Source organism: Streptomyces sp. NPDC028289 (genome assembly GCF_055565975.1).
Map to the genome: position 1 here is coordinate 1,193,411 of NZ_JBVHTI010000003.1, position 16,219 is coordinate 1,209,629.

Here is a 16,219-nt window from a genome sequence, read left to right on the forward strand (position 1 = left end):
GTGCCGTCTGCCGTCTGCGGCGCCGTCGTGGCCGGTCGCGCAGTTCCTCCCCCAGCCTTCGGCCGGGGGTGCCCCCAGCGCCCCTTCGGGGGCGCTGCCGAACCGCAGCGGACTTCGTCGGGCCGCTCGGCGGCCGCCGCGACCGCATGCGCGGGAGCGGCACGGGTCAGCCGCCCGGTGCCCCCGACGCCAGTGCGATGCCCAGCGGAGTCCGCTCGTACAGCACCTGGTGGCCGTAGCGGCGCGAGGTCAGCAGGCCCGCGTCGCGCAGTGCCGCCAGGTGTGCGGAGACCGAGGAGGGGGCGAGACGCAGCCGGTGGGCGAGGGCGGTGGTGGTGGCCGGTTCGGCGAGGGCGGCCAGGACCGTGGCGCGGCCCCGGCCCAGCAGCCGTACCAGGGTGTCGGGCGTGGTCTCGGCCGGGTCGGTCCACAGGCCGCCGATGCCCCGGGCCGGGTAGACCAGCGTGGGCCGGGCCGGCGGCTCGAAGGTGCTGATCACGTCGGGCCAGGTGAAGACGCTCGGCATCAGCACCAGGCCCTGCCCGCCCAGGCGCCGCTCGTACGCGCCGCCGGGCGAGGCCACGGTCAGCGTGCCGGGCCGCCAGCCGAACCGGTGGTGGATCTCCGGCAGCAGCCCGCCCAGACCGACCTCCGCGAGCCGCCGCGAGTGGAAGGCGATGTCCGCCTCCAGCAGGGCGCGCAGCCGGTGCCAGTCCGGGGCCACCAGCACGCGCCAGGCCTCCTCCAGCGCGTCCGTCAGCTCCCGGACCATGCGCGGCGGGTCGGCCAGCCAGGCCCGGCCGGTCGCCGACCCCAGAGCGCCCGGCGTGTCCGCGAGCGAGCGCGCGGTGTCCGCCCGGGCCGTCTCCGGGTCCACCGCCCGCAGGGCCGCCAGTTCCTCCTCGACGGAGACCGCCGGACCGGTCGGCGGCGCGACCAGCCAGTCCGGCGAGTGGCCGCGCCGGGGCATCAGCAGCCACAGCGGCCTCAGGTCGAGACCGGCCGCCACCGCCCGGATCCGCCGCAGCCAGGGCGCGTGATAGCCGTGCCGGTCCGGCCGCCGCAGCGTGCGCACCGCCTCCTGCGTCTCCCACAGCGGCGACACGGCGAACCGGCACCGGAGGAAGTCGTCCTCGTCGAAGTAGAGGTGGGAGGGCATGGCGGAACCGTTCCGGGGTGAAGGCGAAGATTCGGCTGGCACCGAAACTCTAAACGGTGGGCCGGAGCACGGGCACGCTGCCGTCCATGTCCGCGCCCGCCCTTGAGCGACCCGCCGGCTACGGCCGGGTCCTCGCCGTGCCCGAGTTCCGTGCCGTCTTCGCCGCCCACGTCCTGTCCATGCTCGGCGTGATCGTCAGCGAGATCGCGCTGTCCGTGCTGGTGTACGACCTCACGGGATCGCCCCTGCTCAGCGCCCTGACCTTCGCGCTGGGCTTCCTGCCCTACCTGGTCGGCGGCACCCTCCTGGCCCCGGTCGCCGACCGGTTCCCGGCCCGCCGGGTGCTGGTGGTGTGCGACCTGGTGTGCGCGGGCTGCGTGGCCGTGATGACGGTCCCGGGAACCGGGATCGGGGTGCTGCTCGGGCTGCGCTGCGCGCTCGCCGTCGTCTCGCCGGTGTTCGCCGGCACCCGGATGGCGACCCTCTCCGACGTCCTCGGCGGCGGCGACCTGTTCGTGCTCGGCCGCTCCCTGCTGCGGATCGTCGCACAGAGCGCCCTGCTGGTCGGCTACGGCCTCGGCGGACTGCTCCTCGCCGTCCTCGCCCCGCGGCACGCCCTGCTGATCACCGTCGGCACCTTCCTCGCCTCGGCCGCGCTGCTGCGCCTCGGCACCCGGCGCCGCCCCGCCCGCGCGCGGGCCCGGGAGGGCGGCGGCACCCGGCAGCTGTTCGCCGACCGCCGCATCCGTCTCCTGCTCCTCCTCTTCTGGGTCCCGGCGATGTTCGCCGTCGTCCCCGAGGCGCTCGCCGCCCCCTACGCCGACGCGCTCGGCACCGGATCCCCCGGGCTCGGGCTGCTGATGTGTGCGCTGCCGGTCGGCACGGTCGCCGGGGAGCTGTACGCGGGCGCCCGGCTCGGCCCGGCCGCCCGGGAGCGGATCGCCCTCCCGCTGGTCTGCCTCACCCTGCTGCCGTACCTGGGGTACGCCCTGCACCCGTCCCTCGCCCTCTCGCTGCTGCTCCTGCTGACGGCCGGGGCCGGGTCGGCGTACACGCTGGGCCTGGACCAGTGGTTCGTGCGGGCCGTGCCCGAGGAGCTGCGCGGCCGGGCCATGACCGTGCTCAGTGCCGGGCTGATGACGGTGCAGGGTGTCGGCATGGCGCTGGCGGGACTGGCGGCGGAGGCCGTGGGTGTGCGGGCGACCGTGGCGGGTGCGGGGGTGGTGGGGGCGGTCTGCTGCTGCGCCCTGGCGGCGGTGGCCCGGCGGTCGTCCCGGCCCGCCCCGGCAGAGGTGACCGAAAGCCGAGACACGGCTGACCCCTATATGACCGGCCGGTAGGGTCGGTGACGTGCCCAAGCCTCTCAGTCTCCCCTTCGACCCCATCGCCCGTGCCGACGACCTCTGGAAGCAGCGCTGGGGAAACGTCCCGTCGATGGCCGCGATCACGTCGATCATGCGGGCCCAGCAGATCCTGCTGGCCGAGGTCGACGCAGTGGTCAAGCCGTACGGGCTGACGTTCGCGCGCTACGAGGCGCTGGTGCTGCTCACCTTCTCGAAGGCCGGCGAACTGCCGATGTCCAAGATCGGCGAGCGGCTGATGGTGCACCCGACCTCGGTGACGAACACCGTCGACCGGCTGGTGAAGTCCGGTCTGGTCGACAAGCGGCCGAACCCCAACGACGGGCGCGGCACGCTCGCCACGATCACCGAGAAGGGCCGCGAGGTCGTCGAGGCGGCCACCCGCGACCTGATGGCGATGGACTTCGGGCTCGGCGTGTACGACGCCGAGGAGTGCGGGGAGATCTTCGCCATGCTGCGGCCGCTGCGGGTCCACGCGAACGACTTCGACGAGGATTGAATCCTCCCCTCCCTGCAGGGAGGGGAGTACTGGCTCAGGCCGCCTTCTGGAGCAGCGCTCCAGGAGGTCTTGCGCCATCGGGGCACATGTGTTCGCCTTCGCTCGGCTCGGCCGGGCGGGCGGACGCGGTGGCGCTCCGCGTCCACGGGCCGGATGCGGTTCCTCCCCGGCGCGAACGCCGCGACCTTCGTGCCGGACACCAGGTGAACCTGGTGCCTGCCGAGCGGTGACCCGGGGCAAGATCTCCCGGAACGGGTGGTTACGCTCGTCCCCATGAAAAAGAGCGTGCTGACCCGCTACCGCGTCCTGGCCTATGTCACCGGTGTGCTGCTGGTGCTGCTGTGCCTGAGCATGATCGCCAAGTACGGGCTGGACATCGACGGTGCGGCCGACGTCACGCGCGTCGTCGCCATCGCGCACGGCTGGCTCTACGTCGTCTACCTGGTCTTCGCCTTCGACCTGGGCTCCAAGGCGAAGTGGCCGGTCGGCAAGCAGCTGTGGGTGCTGCTGGCGGGCACCATTCCGACCGCCGCGTTCTTCGTGGAGCGCAGGGTCACCCGCGAGCTGGACGCCCAGGTCACCGAGGGTTCTCCGGTGGCCGCGAAGGTCCGGGCCTAGGCCGCAGTCCCAGGGACTCACCGCCGTACGGACACCCGTGCGGCGGTTTCCCATCGACATTTACTAGGACGTCCTAGTAAATTCGAAGGTATGGACGCTGACGCCATCGAGGAGGGCCGCCGACGCTGGCAGGCCCGTTACGACGCGGCCCGCAAGCGGGACGCCGACTTCACCACGCTCTCCGGGGACCCCGTGGAGCCGGTGTACGGGCCCCGGCCGGGGGACACTTACGAGGGATTCGAGCGGATCGGCTGGCCGGGGGAGTACCCCTTCACGCGCGGGTTGTATCCGACCGGCTACCGCGGGCGGACCTGGACCATCCGCCAGTTCGCCGGCTTCGGCAACGCCGAGCAGACCAACGAGCGCTACAAGATGATCCTCGCCAACGGCGGCGGCGGCCTCTCCGTGGCCTTCGACATGCCGACCCTCATGGGGCGGGACTCGGACGACGGGCGCTCGCTCGGCGAGGTCGGGCACTGCGGGGTCGCCATCGACTCCGCCGCCGACATGGAGGTCCTGTTCAAGGACATCCCGCTGGGCGACGTCACGACGTCCATGACCATCAGCGGGCCCGCCGTGCCCGTCTTCTGCATGTACCTCGTCGCCGCCGAACGGCAGGGCGTCGACCCGTCGGTCCTCAACGGCACGCTCCAGACCGACATCTTCAAGGAGTACATCGCCCAGAAGGAGTGGCTGTTCCAGCCCGAACCCCATCTGCGGCTCATCGGCGACCTGATGGAGTACTGCGCCGCCGGCATCCCCGCGTACAAGCCGCTCTCCGTCTCCGGCTACCACATCCGCGAGGCGGGCGCGACGGCCGCGCAGGAGCTGGCCTACACGCTCGCGGACGGCTTCGGCTACGTCGAGCTGGGGCTCTCCCGAGGCCTCGACGTGGACGTCTTCGCGCCCGGCCTCTCCTTCTTCTTCGACGCGCACGTCGACTTCTTCGAGGAGATCGCCAAGTTCCGGGCCGCGCGCCGGATCTGGGCGCGGTGGATGCGGGACGTGTACGGCTCCCGGTCCGACAAGGCGCAGTGGCTGCGCTTCCACACCCAGACCGCCGGTGTCTCGCTGACCGCCCAGCAGCCGTACAACAACGTGGTGCGTACGGCGGTGGAGGCGCTGGCGGCGGTGCTCGGCGGGACCAACTCGCTGCACACCAACGCCCTCGACGAGACCCTCGCCCTGCCGAGCGAGCAGGCCGCCGAGATCGCGCTGCGCACGCAGCAGGTGCTCATGGAGGAGACCGGCGTCGCCAACGTGGCCGACCCGCTGGGCGGTTCCTGGTACGTCGAGCAGCTCACCGACCGGATCGAGGCCGACGCCGAGAAGATCTTCGACCAGATCAAGGAGCGGGGGCTGCGCGCCCATCCGGACGGGCGGCACCCGATCGGGCCGGTCACCTCGGGCATCCTGCGCGGGATCGAGGACGGCTGGTTCACCGGCGAGATCGCCGAGTCCGCCTTCCAGTACCAGCAGGCGCTGGAGAAGGGCGACAAGCGGGTCGTGGGCGTCAACGTCCACACCGGGTCCGTCACCGGGGACCTGGAGATCCTGCGGGTCTCGCACGAGGTGGAGCGGGAGCAGGTGCGGGTGCTCGGCGCCCGGCGGGCCGCGCGGGACGAGGGCGCGGTGCGCGCCGCCCTGGACGCGATGCTGGGCGCCGCGCGGTCCGGCGCCAACATGATCGAGCCGATGCTGGAGGCCGTACGGGCCGAGGCGACCCTGGGTGAGATCTGCGGGGTGCTGCGGGACGAGTGGGGGGTGTACACGGAGCCGGCGGGGTTCTAGTCCCGTAGCAGGGGGCTCCGCCCCCTGGACCCCCGAAACCCATGCCCACCCACCACCCGACTCGGTCGGCCGAGAAGTGGCCGCCCGGGTGGGCTCGGTGGGGTGAGGTGTGGCCGCCCGGGTGGGCTCGGTGGGGTGAGGTGTGGCTGCCCGGGTGGGCTCGGTGGGGTGAGGTGTGGCTGCCCGGGTGGGCTCGGTGGGGTGAGGTGTGGCTGCCCGGGTGGGCTCGGTCGGACGAGGAGTGGCCGCTCCGGCCGGCCAGGTGGGCCGGGCGGCGGTCGGGCTGGTCGGGGCGGTGGGGTGGGGAGCGGCTGCTCAGGGCTGCTCGGTCGTCGGTGGGGCCGCGAGGCCGAGCAGCAGGACTCGGGTGAAGTCGCGGACCCACTCCTCGTCCGCCGGCTTGCCGCTCATCAGGGTGCGGTGGACCACCGCACCCGCCACCATGTCGAAGATCAGGTCCACCGTGCGGGCGGCCTCCTCCGGGTCCGGCTCGGTGGGGAGTTCGCCCCGGCACTGCGCCCGGGCCCGGCCCTCCAGGACCAGCCGCTTCTGGCGGTCCACGATGGACGTGCGGATACGTTCCCGCAGCGCGTCGTCGCGGGTCGACTCGGCGACCGCCGCCATCAGGCCGCTCCGGGCCTCCGGGCGGTCCAGGATCGCCGCGAACTGCAGCACGACGCCCTCGATGTCGTTCGCCAGGCTGCCGCGGTCGGGGAGTTCGAGTTCGTCGAACAGTTCCGCCACCGCGTCGACGACGAGTTCGTTCTTGCCGGCCCAGCGGCGGTAGAGGGTCGTCTTTGCAACCCCGGCCCGCGTGGCCACGTCTCCCAGGGTGAGCTTGGACCAGCCCAGTTCGACCAGCGCCTGCCGCGTCGCCGCCAGGATCGCCGCGTCCGCGGCGGCGCTGCGCGGGCGGCCGGTACGTCCGGCGGGGGTGCGGCTCTGCATCCCACGACCATAACCGGCGGTTCATGTGATGCCGTGAGGGAGATCACCGGAAAGTGGTGTCGCGCGGGTCCCGGATGGCATTACGCTACGGGTCGTAGCGAAAGCTCGTGGGTGACCGCACGGGCGACGACCATGGCGTGGGGTGGGGACCCGGCGCCGTCGATGAACACAGGTTCGGCCCGGCTTTCACAACGCTTTTCACACACGCGCGGGAACGGGGGAGGATAGACGCATGCAGCCACGGAACATGTCCATGAGCGGCGTCGTCGACCTCGCCGCGGTCAAGGCGGCCCAAGAGGCCAAGACCAAGGCCGAGCAGGCGCGCGCCGAAGCGGCCCGGCAGGGTGGTGCCGGTGCCGTGTCCCCGGCCGATCTGGTCATCGACGTCGACGAAGCCGGCTTCGAGCGCGAAGTCCTCCAGCGGTCCGCCGAAGTCCCCGTCGTCATCGACTTCTGGGCCGAGTGGTGTCAGCCCTGCAAGCAGCTGAGCCCGGTCCTCGAGCGCCTCGCCGTCGAGTACAACGGCCGCTTCCTGCTGGCGAAGATCGACGTCGACGCCAACCAGATGCTGATGCAGCAGTTCGGGGTCCAGGGGATCCCGGCGGTGTTCGCCGTTGTCGCCGGGCAGGCGCTGCCCCTCTTCCAGGGTGCGGCCGGCGAGGAGCAGATCCGCGGGACGCTGGATCAGCTGGTCCAGGTCGCCGAGCAGCGATTCGGCCTGACCGGCCTCGTCGTCGACCCCGACGCGGAGCCGGGGGTCCAGGCCGGGCCCGCGGCGGCGCCCGCGGGGCCTTACGACGCGCTCCTGGAGGCCGCCGTCCAGGCGCTGGACGCGGGCGACTTCGGCGGTGCGGTCCAGGCGTACAAGAACGTGCTGAGCGACGACCCGGCCAACAGCGAGGCCAAGCTGGGGCTCGCGCAGGCCGAGTTGCTCCAGCGGGTACAGGGGATGGACCCCCAGCAGGTGCGCAGGGACGCGGCCGAGAAGCCGGCCGACGCCGGGGCGCAGATCGCTGCCGCCGACCTGGACCTGGTGGGCGGGCATGTCGAGGACGCCTTCGGGCGGCTGATCGAGACCGTCCAGCGGACCGCCGGGGACGACCGGGATGCCGTACGGCGGCGGCTTCTTGAGCTCTTCGAGGTCGTGGGCACCGACGACCCGCGGGTCGTGGGAGCACGCAGGGCGCTGGCGCGCGCGCTGTTCTAGGCAACGATCTGAACACGGGTCTGACCAGTCGCTAAACGTCACGTCCTGTGATGCCCGAGTGAAAGATTTGCCGAGGCGGGGCCACGGCGGCCGCTCTTTACCAAATCTTGGTAATCGCGGCCGCTGTTACTCGGAGTAAATCAGGGCCGTTGGTCTGTCTGGTTTCGTCCACTGATCAACTGTTTTGCTCTGCCTCTGAATGCCACCCAGAGTCGCGCTCCGAGACCGGTGGGTCGTCCTTCGGTTATCCGCCCGTTACTACCGAGTAACGAAGCCCCTTGTGCGGGCGGCGAGAATGCACCACGATCGGCGACGCTCGGTCCATTCCCGTACCCCGACAGCCGGTCGGGCCGCGGGTTCATCTGGGTCCCCACCGAGCAGAGTCGGCGGCAGTGACGCCGGCTCTTGGGCAGGGGGGTCTTCGCCTCACGGTGAAGCCTGTCCAGCAAGGTTGTGCGTGATGCGTGTCAGGCGCGACCAGTGGTTGTCGCTCGGGGGTGATCGCCGGTGATCGAGGTGCGTTCGTGCCTCCGAGTACGGGCGCTCCCCTTCCGAGGACGTAGCACTTCTCCCATCCCTGCCCGGCTGAGCCGCCGTTGGGGGCGATACCGGGCCAGGAGATGTACGTCCGAGAAGGAGGAAATATGGAGTCCCAGGTGCGTGGCGGGACCAGATGGAAGCGGTTCGCTGTGGTCATGGTGCCCAGCGTCGCCGCCACGGCGTGTATAGGTGTCGCCCTCGCGCAGGGCGCTCTCGCCGCGTCGTTCAGCGTGTCGGGCCAGCAGTTCAAGGTCACGGCCGACTCGCTCGAGGGTGACGGCTTCGAACAGTACGGTGCGGTCGACTCGGGCGTCACCCTCGCGGGTAAGAGCACGATCCACCCGGTGGCGGTCTCGGCGTTCAACACCGCGACCATCACCAACCTGTGCCAGTCCGTGGTCACGCCGAACGTCCCGATCTTCGGGAACGTCAGCCTGATCCTGCACGCGGGCACCAATGCGCAGAAGCCCGTCGAGGCCAGCAAGCTGTACATCGACCTCGACGACCTGACCGCCGACGCGACGTTCACCAACATCAACATCGGTGTCGCCGCCGGAAGCATGAGCAAGGGCCCTGGCGTCAAGCAGGGCGAGGTCGACAAGGGGCAGACCAACCCGAACGGGTTCGGGCAGGAGGCGGACCACGCCTCGCTGACCGGCGTGAAGCAGACGGCGTGGGCCACCACTGCCGGAACCTTCAAGCTGAGCAACCTGCACATGTCGATCTCGACTTCGGGCGCGGAGTGCTACTGAGCACTCCGTGACGGGCGGGGGAGCCGATGGCGCCCCCGCCCGTCCACCTTCCACCCTCGGTCTTCACACGTGGTGCACCGCACCACCCCTGCACCACCACAGCAACACCACCACAGCAACGCCGCACCAGGGAGCTGTTTTCCATGAGCGCCGAGACCCCTGCCGCCGCACCCGGCCAGTTCACCCGCCGGAGGCTGCAGTTCCGCGCCTGGCGGGGCACGCGGCCGTTCTGGGCCGGTCTGTACATCCTGCTCGCCGGCTTTCCGATCATGTACTTCCCGTACGCGCATCTCCAGCTCGGCAACCTGACGGTGGCGATGTCGACCACCGCGGGCGCCGGATCCCTGATCATCGGTGTGCTGCTCGTCGTCCTGGGCATCAGCCTCTGGTTCCAGAAGCACATCCGCACGTTCGCGGGAATCGCCGCGATCCTGCTGGCGCTGGTGTCCCTCCCCGTGTCCAACTTCGGCGGCTTCGTCATCGGCTTCCTGTTCGCCCTGATCGGCGGAGCGATGGCCGTGGCCTGGGGGCCGGGTGCGCCCAAGCAGCCGCAGCCGGAGGGCGACGTGCCGCCGGCCGGGGACGACGCTCCGGAGGGGGCCGCCTACTACACCGGTCCGGACGGCGTGGGCGACGGGGACACCTCTCAGGCCCACGGGGCACTGGGGGAGAACGACCTGTCAGGAACGAGCCCGGTGAACGGGGCGAACGGGAGGCACAGTGCCGGCTGACGAGGTGACCCACGGGACTGATGTGGACGAGTCCCGTGTGAGAACCGGGCCGCGGCATGCGGCGCCCAAGAAGCCGCTGTTCACCAGGTTCCACATGCCGGCGGGCAAGGCGATAGCCTCCGTGGCGATGCCGACGGCCGTGCTCATGGGCTTCGGGTTCACGTCCTCGCTGGCGATCGCCGACACCAACAGCACGTCGTCGGCGTCGTCGAAGAGCCTTGCCGAGGACTACAAGGACTGCGTCTCCGCCCTGGACTCCGCGTCGCCCTCCGCGTCGGCGAGCGACAAGGCCACGGACTCGGCCTCGCCGTCGGCCACGGCGTCGGCCGGCGCGAAGGACTCGACGTCGTCGTCGGACAAGTCGTCCTCGTCGGATTCGGGTTCCGGCGACACGGCCACGCCGACGCCGTCCGCGTCCAAGTCGTCCTCGTCCTCCGGTGATTCGGGTTCCTCGGACTCGTCGGGGTCCTCCGGTTCGTCGGACTCCGGCAGCACGGCGACGCCGTCGCCGTCCGCCTCCGCGAGCAGCAGCGGCGGCGGTCTGCTGGACTCGATCGGGGACGCGATCGGCAGCATCCTCAGCGGCGGCAGCACGACGAGCTCGTCCTCGTCGGACTCCACCGCGAGCGCGACCCCGTCGCCGTCGGCATCCGCGTCCTCCGACTCGTCGTCCTCGTCCTCGTCGGGCAAGGACAGCGGCACCGACACCGTGTCCAAGACCGTCAAGAAGGTCACGGACACCGTGAAGGACACCACCGACACGGCGACCGAGGCGGCCGGCGACGTCACCAAGGACGCCACCAAGGCGGCCCAGGACGCCACCTCCAGCGCCTCGCCGAGCCCGTCCGCGAGCTCCAGCACGTCGGCCGAAGACTGCGCGGCGGCCACCGACGACGTGAGCGGTGTCGACAACAAGGTCGCCGTCGCGGACGACCCCTGGTACCTGGGCGCCAGCTCGCTGACGCTGAAGGGTGCCGACTACCAGGGCATCGTCGAGGTGAAGACGGCCAGCGGCAAGACGAAGAAGGTGCTGAAGTACGTCATCTCGGGCGGCACCGACATCGGTGACCTGCACCAGACGGTGAAGGACACCAAGATCAACAAGACGTACCACGTGCAGGCCGCGTCCGGTTCGACGTCCAAGATCACCGGCGGCGCCACCACGATGTACACGGAGTCGATCTCGGGCAACCTGTTCGGCCTGATCCCGATCACGTTCGACCCGGACAACCCGCCGCCGCTGAACATCCCGCTGATCTACTTCACCAACGTGAAGGTCGTCCAGGCGGCCCAGTTCGGCGGCACGCTGCACGTGCCCGGGATGCACGTCTACACGACCGACGGCACCAGCTGAGCGCCACCACAGACCCGTTCGGGAGCCGCGCAGAAAACTGTGGCCCGGTCGTCCGCCTTGCGCGGCGACCGGGCCACAGTGCTGTGAGCGCCCCTTGCGGGTCGACCGGACCGCCTCCGAACCCTGGCCCCCGGACTTCCCCGTGGAGTCCGGCACCGTCGGCTGACGGACGAACCGCTGAGGGCGCCCCCTGTCGCAGGGAGCGCCCTCGGTGTCGTACAAGCCTGTACAAGGCCCTTCAGAGGACCGTCACTTGTTGATGCCGCCGATGTGGTGGACGCGGAGCATGTTGGTGGTGCCCGGGACGCCGGGGGGCGAGCCGGCCGTGATGATGACGGTGTCGCCCGGGTTGAAGCGGTTGATCTTGGCGATCTCCTGGTCGACCATGTCGACCATTTCGTCCGTGCTGTTCACGAACGGCACCACGTGCGACTCCACGCCCCAGCTGAGGGTGAGCTGGTTGCGGGTGTTCTCGTCGGTGGTGAAGGCGATGATCGGCTGCTGGGCGCGGTAGCGCGAGAGGCGGCGGGCGGTGTCGCCGGACTGGGTGAAGGCGACCAGGCCGCGGCCGCCGAGGAAGTCGGCGATCTCGCAGGCCGCGCGGGCCACCGAACCACCCTGCGTGCGCGGCTTCTTGCCCGGCACCAGCGGCTGCAGGCCCTTGCTGAGCAGCTCCTGCTCGGCCGCCTTGACGATCTTCGACATCGTCTTCACGGTCTCGACCGGGTACGCGCCGACGGAGGACTCCGCGGACAGCATCACCGCGTCCGCGCCGTCCAGGATCGCGTTGGCGACGTCGGAGGCCTCGGCGCGGGTCGGGCGGGAGTTGGTGATCATCGACTCCATCATCTGGGTCGCCACGATCACCGGCTTGGCGTTGCGCCGGCACAGCTCGATCAGGCGCTTCTGGACCATGGGGACCTTCTCGAGCGGGTACTCGACGGCCAGGTCGCCACGGGCCACCATGACGGCGTCGAACGCCATCACGACGCCCTCCATGTTCTCCACCGCCTGCGGCTTCTCCACCTTGGCGATGACGGGGACCCGGCGGCCCTCCTCGTCCATCACCTGGTGGACGTCGTCGACGTCCTTGGCGTCCCGCACGAAGGACAGCGCGACCATGTCGCAGCCCATGCGCAGCGCGAACCGGAGGTCCTCGACGTCCTTCTCCGAGAGCGCGGGCACGTTGACGGCCGCGCCGGGCAGGTTGATGCCCTTGTGGTCCGAGACGACACCGCCCTCGATGACGATCGTGGTCACCCGCGGGCCCTCGACGTCCGTGACCTTCAGTTCGACGTTGCCGTCGTTGATGAGGATCTGGTCGCCGCGCGAGACGTCGCCAGGCAGGCCCTTGTAGGTCGTACCGCAGATGGTCTTGTCGCCCGGGACGTCCTCGGTCGTGATGACGAACTCGTCACCGCGCTCCAGCTCCACCGGTCCCTCGGCGAAGGTCTCCAGACGGATCTTCGGGCCCTGCAGGTCGGCGAGGACGCCGATGGCACGACCGGTCTCCTTGGCTGCGGCCCGGACGCGGTCGTACCGCCCCTGGTGCTCGGCGTGGGAGCCGTGGCTGAAATTGAACCGGGCCACGTTCATGCCCGCCTCGATCATGGCGACGAGCTTCTCGTGGGTGTCGACCGCGGGGCCGAGAGTACAGACGATTTTCGAACGGCGCATGGGGGCGATCCTATCGGTTTGTTTCGCTACGGAATATTCCGTCTGGTGGAAGATACAAATGGGCGCTAATGTGCTCAGCTGTTATTTCCGGCCGACGTCGATCCGGTGCCCACCAGCGCGTACGTCTGGGTGGCGATCTCCAGCTCCTCGTCGGTCGGCACCACGGCGACCGCGACCCGCGCGGCCGCCGGCGATATCAGCCGCGGCTCGTCCGCCCGTACGGCGTTCAGCTCCGGGTCGACCGCGAGCCCCAGCCCCTCCAGGCCCGCCATGGCCGCCTCCCGCACCGGGGCCGCGTTCTCGCCGACGCCCGCGGTGAAGGCCACCGCGTCGACCCGGCCGAGGACGGCGCAGTACGCGCCGATGTACTTCTTCAGGCGGTGAATGTAGATGTCGAAGGCGAGTTGTGCCTCTTCCTCGCCCTCGTCGATCCGGCGCCGGATCTCCCGCATGTCGTTGTCACCGCACAGACCGAACAAACCACTCCTCTTGTTGAGAAGAGTGTCGATCTCGTCCATGGACATTCCGCCAACTCGCGCCAAATGGAAAATGACGGCCGGGTCCAGATCGCCGGAACGGGTTCCCATCACCAGCCCCTCCAAAGGCGTCAGGCCCATCGAGGTGTCCACGCACCGGCCGCCCCGGACGGCCGACGCGGACGCCCCGTTGCCGAGGTGCAGCACGATGACGTTCACCTCTTCCGGTGTCCTTCCCAGCAGCCTCGCGGTCGCCCGGGACACGTACGCGTGCGAGGTGCCGTGGAAGCCGTAACGGCGGATCCGGTACCGGTCGGCGAGCTTCGGGTCGATCGCGTACCGCGCCGCGGACTCCGGCATCGTGGTGTGGAACGCCGTGTCGAAGACGGCGACCTGCGGCAGGTCCGGTCGCAGCGCCTGTGCGGTGCGGATGCCGGTCAGGTTGGCCGGGTTGTGCAGCGGGGCGACCGGGATCAGCCGCTCGATCTCGGCGAGCACCGCGTCGTCGATCACCGTCGGCTCGGTGAAGAACATCCCGCCGTGCACCACCCGGTGCCCGATCGCGGCCAGTTCCGGCGAGTCGAGCCCGAGCCCGTCCCTCGTCAGCTCCTCCGCCACGGCCTTCAGGGCGGCCTCGTGGTCGGCGATCGGCGCGACGGCCTCGCGGGTGACACCGCTGTCCAGGCAGGTGTGCCTGAGCCGTGAGGTCTGCTCGCCGATCCGCTCGACGAGACCGACCGCCAGCCGGCTGCTGTCCCGCATGTCCAGCAGCTGGTACTTCACCGACGAGGAGCCGGAGTTGAGGACGAGGACACGGGTCGGACTGGGGCTCACTGGGCGGTTGCCTTCTCGCTCGGGGACGCGGCCGCGGGCTCGGCCGGGGACTCGTTCGGGTTCTGGGCCTGGATCGCCGTGATGGCGACGGTGTTGACGATGTCCTGGACGAGGGCGCCCCGGGACAGGTCGTTGACGGGCTTGCGCAGCCCCTGCAGCACCGGCCCGACGGCGATCGCGCCGGCCGACCGCTGCACGGCCTTGTAGGTGTTGTTGCCGGTGTTGAGGTCCGGGAAGATCAGCACGCTGGCCTGCCCGGCGACCTCGGAACCCGGCAGCTTGGTGGCGGCCACGGACGGCTCCACGGCCGCGTCGTACTGGATCGGCCCCTCGATCAGCAGATCGGGCCTGCGCGAGCGCGCCAGTCCGGTCGCCTCCCGCACCTTGTCCACGTCCGCCCCCGAACCCGAGGTGCCCGTCGAGTACGACAGCATCGCGATCCGCGGCTCCACACCGAACTGGGCGGCCGTACCCGCCGACTGGACGGCGATGTCGGCGAGCTGCTCGGCGTCCGGGTCCGGGTTCACCGCGCAGTCGCCGTAGACCAGCACCTTGTCGGCGAGGCACATGAAGAAGACGGACGAGACGATCGACGACCCCGGCCTGGTCTTGATGATCTCGAACGCCGGACGGATGGTCGCCGCCGTGGAGTGCACGGACCCCGAGACCATGCCGTCCGCGAGGCCCTCCTGCACCATCAGGGTGCCGAAGTAGTTGACGTCGGAGACCACGTCGTACGCCAGCTCCACCGTCACGCCCCTGTGGGCGCGCAGCAGGGCGTACTGCTCGGCGAAGGCGTCGCGCAGTTCGGAGGTGGCCGGGTCGATCAGCTGGGCGTCGCCGAGGTCGATGCCGAGGTCGGCGGCCTTCTTGCGGATCTGGTCGACGGGGCCGAGCAGGGTGATGTCACAAACCCCCCGGCGCAGCAGCACCTCCGCCGCGTGCAGCACCCGCGCCTCGGTCCCCTCCGGCAGCACCACCCGCCGCTTGTCGGAGCGCGCCTGCTCCAGGAGCTTGTGCTCGAACATCATCGGGGTGAGCCGGCCGGTGCTCGGCGCCGAGACCCGCTTGTTGAGGCCCGCGGTGTCGACGTACCGCTCGAACAGGCCGAGCGCGGTCTCCGCCTTGCGCGGGGTGGCCGCGTTCAGCTTGCCCTCCAGGGAGAACAGCTGGGCGGCGGTCGGGAAGCTGTTGCCGGGCACGGACATCACCGGGGTGCCGGGGGCCAGCCGGGCGGCCAGGGTGAGGATCTCGTCGGTGGGCCGCTCGCCGAGGGTGAGCAGCACGCCGGCTATCGGCGGGGTGCCGGCGCTGTGCGCGGCCAGCGAGCCGACGACCAGGTCCGCGCGGTCGCCCGGGGTGACCACCAGGCAGCCCGGGGTCAGGGCGGGCAGGAAGCTCGGCAGCATCGCACCGCCGAAGACGAAGTCCAGCGCGTCCCGGGCCAGCCCCGAGTCGTCGCCGAGCAGCACCTTCGCGTCGAGCGCGTGGGCGATCTGGGCGACCGTCGGCGCGGACAGCGCGGGCTCGTCCGGCAGCACGTACACCGGTACCGGCAGCCGCCCGTCGATGCGCCGGGATATCTCGTCCCGGTCCTCGCGGACCACCCGGTTGGCGATCATCGCGAGCACGTCGCAGCCGAGACCGTCGTACGCCCGGAACGCGTTGCGGGTCTCCGCCAGCACCGACTCCGCGTTCTGGTCACGCCCGCCGACCACCGGGATCACCGAGGCGCCGAACTCGTTGGCGAGCCGGGCGTTGAGGGACAGCTCGTCCGGGAACTGGGTGTCGGCGTAGTCGGTGCCGAGGACGAGGACGACGTCGTAGTCACGGGCGACCAGGTGGAAGCGGTCGACGAGGGTGGAGACCAGCTCGTCGGCGCCCCGCTCGGCCTGGAGGGCGGAGGCCTTGTGGTAGTCCATGCCGTAGACGGTCGCCGGGTCCTGGGAGAGGCGGTACCGCGCGCGCAGCAGCTCGAAGAGGCGGTCGGGACCGTCGTGGACGAGGGGGCGGAAGACACCGACCCGGTCGACCTGCCGGGTGAGCAGTTCCATCACGCCCAGTTCGACGACCTGACGGCCGTCGCCGCGGTCGATCCCGGTCACGTACACGCTGCGCGTCACGTGTGCACTCCGTCTCTCTAGCCGTCTCTGTGGCAGCCGTCTCTGTGGCCGCACGAAAATCGCCCACCGGGGTGAGCGGAACCCCCTTGACAGTACCCCCGGCGCCGGATAAGGCGCCCGTCAGGATTTCACCGCCCCGCGTGTCATGA

The 16,219-nt window shown here is 70.7% G+C and carries 13 protein-coding genes; 8 read left to right on the forward strand and 5 right to left on the reverse strand.

The annotated features are described in order from the left end of the window. Nucleotides 1–166: 166 nt before the first annotated feature. Nucleotides 167–1,159 (reverse strand): ArsR/SmtB family transcription factor, encoded by a 993-nt coding sequence (locus ACZ4UV_RS19535; protein WP_451022793.1) that lies wholly within the window; start codon nucleotides 1,157–1,159, stop codon nucleotides 167–169. A gap of 86 nt (nucleotides 1,160–1,245) precedes the next feature. Here ACZ4UV_RS19535 and ACZ4UV_RS19540 point away from each other — a divergent pair, with 86 nt between their 5' ends. The 4 genes from ACZ4UV_RS19540 (at nucleotide 1,246) to ACZ4UV_RS19555 (ending at nucleotide 5,428) form a co-directional block, all read left to right on the forward strand. Beyond that, nucleotides 1,246–2,499, forward strand: a complete 1,254-nt coding sequence (locus ACZ4UV_RS19540) for an MFS transporter (protein WP_451022794.1) — start codon at nucleotides 1,246–1,248, stop codon at nucleotides 2,497–2,499. A 10-nt stretch (nucleotides 2,500–2,509) separates the two neighbouring features. Further along, nucleotides 2,510–3,019 carry a MarR family winged helix-turn-helix transcriptional regulator gene (locus tag ACZ4UV_RS19545; protein ID WP_390048281.1) on the forward strand — a complete coding sequence of 170 codons (510 nt, stop codon included), beginning with the start codon at nucleotides 2,510–2,512 and terminating at the stop codon, nucleotides 3,017–3,019. 273 nt (nucleotides 3,020–3,292) lie between these two features. Continuing rightward, nucleotides 3,293–3,637: a DUF3817 domain-containing protein gene (locus ACZ4UV_RS19550; protein ID WP_451022795.1), complete on the forward strand. Its 345-nt coding sequence runs from the start codon at nucleotides 3,293–3,295 to the stop codon at nucleotides 3,635–3,637. Nucleotides 3,638–3,727: 90 nt separating this feature from the next. Beyond that, entirely contained in the window at nucleotides 3,728–5,428 is a 1,701-nt protein-coding gene (locus tag ACZ4UV_RS19555; protein ID WP_390048284.1) for an acyl-CoA mutase large subunit family protein, read from the forward strand. 315 nt (nucleotides 5,429–5,743) lie between these two features. Here the strand turns inward: ACZ4UV_RS19555 and ACZ4UV_RS19560 are convergent, their stop codons facing one another. After that, nucleotides 5,744–6,376 carry a TetR/AcrR family transcriptional regulator gene (locus ACZ4UV_RS19560; protein ID WP_351494389.1) on the reverse strand — a complete coding sequence of 211 codons (633 nt, stop codon included), beginning with the start codon at nucleotides 6,374–6,376 and terminating at the stop codon, nucleotides 5,744–5,746. Nucleotides 6,377–6,608: 232 nt separating this feature from the next. On the opposite strand from ACZ4UV_RS19560, the gene ACZ4UV_RS19565 reads away from it, so the two are divergent. From ACZ4UV_RS19565 to ACZ4UV_RS19580, 4 genes are all read left to right on the forward strand, one after another. Further along, on the forward strand, nucleotides 6,609–7,583 hold the full coding sequence (locus tag ACZ4UV_RS19565; protein WP_390048288.1) for a tetratricopeptide repeat protein: 975 nt from the start codon (nucleotides 6,609–6,611) through the stop codon (nucleotides 7,581–7,583). A 644-nt stretch (nucleotides 7,584–8,227) separates the two neighbouring features. Next, the gene (locus tag ACZ4UV_RS19570) at nucleotides 8,228–8,875 is read left to right on the forward strand and encodes a DUF6230 family protein (RefSeq protein WP_451022901.1); all 648 of its coding nucleotides are present in this window, start codon (nucleotides 8,228–8,230) and stop codon (nucleotides 8,873–8,875) included. Nucleotides 8,876–9,018: 143 nt separating this feature from the next. Next, the gene (locus tag ACZ4UV_RS19575; protein ID WP_451022900.1) at nucleotides 9,019–9,606 is read left to right on the forward strand and encodes a DUF6114 domain-containing protein; all 588 of its coding nucleotides are present in this window, start codon (nucleotides 9,019–9,021) and stop codon (nucleotides 9,604–9,606) included. Continuing rightward, entirely contained in the window at nucleotides 9,596–10,960 is a 1,365-nt protein-coding gene (locus ACZ4UV_RS19580; RefSeq protein ID WP_451022899.1) for a hypothetical protein, read from the forward strand. Before ACZ4UV_RS19575 ends, ACZ4UV_RS19580 begins: the two co-directional genes overlap by 11 nt. 249 nt (nucleotides 10,961–11,209) lie before the next feature. On the opposite strand, the gene pyk is transcribed toward ACZ4UV_RS19580, so the two are convergent. From pyk to pta, 3 genes are all read right to left on the reverse strand, one after another. Next, nucleotides 11,210–12,637: a pyruvate kinase gene (gene pyk / locus ACZ4UV_RS19585; protein WP_467839245.1), complete on the reverse strand. Its 1,428-nt coding sequence runs from the start codon at nucleotides 12,635–12,637 to the stop codon at nucleotides 11,210–11,212. Nucleotides 12,638–12,711: 74 nt separating this feature from the next. Beyond that, entirely contained in the window at nucleotides 12,712–13,947 is a 1,236-nt protein-coding gene (locus ACZ4UV_RS19590) for an acetate kinase (protein WP_390048317.1), read from the reverse strand. Beyond that, nucleotides 13,944–16,070: a phosphate acetyltransferase gene (gene pta / locus ACZ4UV_RS19595; RefSeq protein WP_467839247.1), complete on the reverse strand. Its 2,127-nt coding sequence runs from the start codon at nucleotides 16,068–16,070 to the stop codon at nucleotides 13,944–13,946. The genes ACZ4UV_RS19590 and pta overlap by 4 nt, the downstream gene beginning before the upstream one ends. Nucleotides 16,071–16,219 lie beyond the last annotated feature (149 nt).

Coding starts and splice junctions, on each gene's coding strand:
- ACZ4UV_RS19535 (WP_451022793.1), bottom strand. CDS start 1,159: ATGCCCTCCCACCTCTACTTCGACGAGGACGACTTCCTCCGGTGCCGG.
- ACZ4UV_RS19540 (WP_451022794.1), top strand. CDS start 1,246: ATGTCCGCGCCCGCCCTTGAGCGACCCGCCGGCTACGGCCGGGTCCTC.
- ACZ4UV_RS19550 (WP_451022795.1), top strand. CDS start 3,293: ATGAAAAAGAGCGTGCTGACCCGCTACCGCGTCCTGGCCTATGTCACC.
- ACZ4UV_RS19555 (WP_390048284.1), top strand. CDS start 3,728: ATGGACGCTGACGCCATCGAGGAGGGCCGCCGACGCTGGCAGGCCCGT.
- ACZ4UV_RS19560 (WP_351494389.1), bottom strand. CDS start 6,376: ATGCAGAGCCGCACCCCCGCCGGACGTACCGGCCGCCCGCGCAGCGCC.
- ACZ4UV_RS19565 (WP_390048288.1), top strand. CDS start 6,609: ATGCAGCCACGGAACATGTCCATGAGCGGCGTCGTCGACCTCGCCGCG.
- ACZ4UV_RS19570 (WP_451022901.1), top strand. CDS start 8,228: ATGGAGTCCCAGGTGCGTGGCGGGACCAGATGGAAGCGGTTCGCTGTG.
- ACZ4UV_RS19575 (WP_451022900.1), top strand. CDS start 9,019: ATGAGCGCCGAGACCCCTGCCGCCGCACCCGGCCAGTTCACCCGCCGG.
- pyk (WP_467839245.1), bottom strand. CDS start 12,637: ATGCGCCGTTCGAAAATCGTCTGTACTCTCGGCCCCGCGGTCGACACC.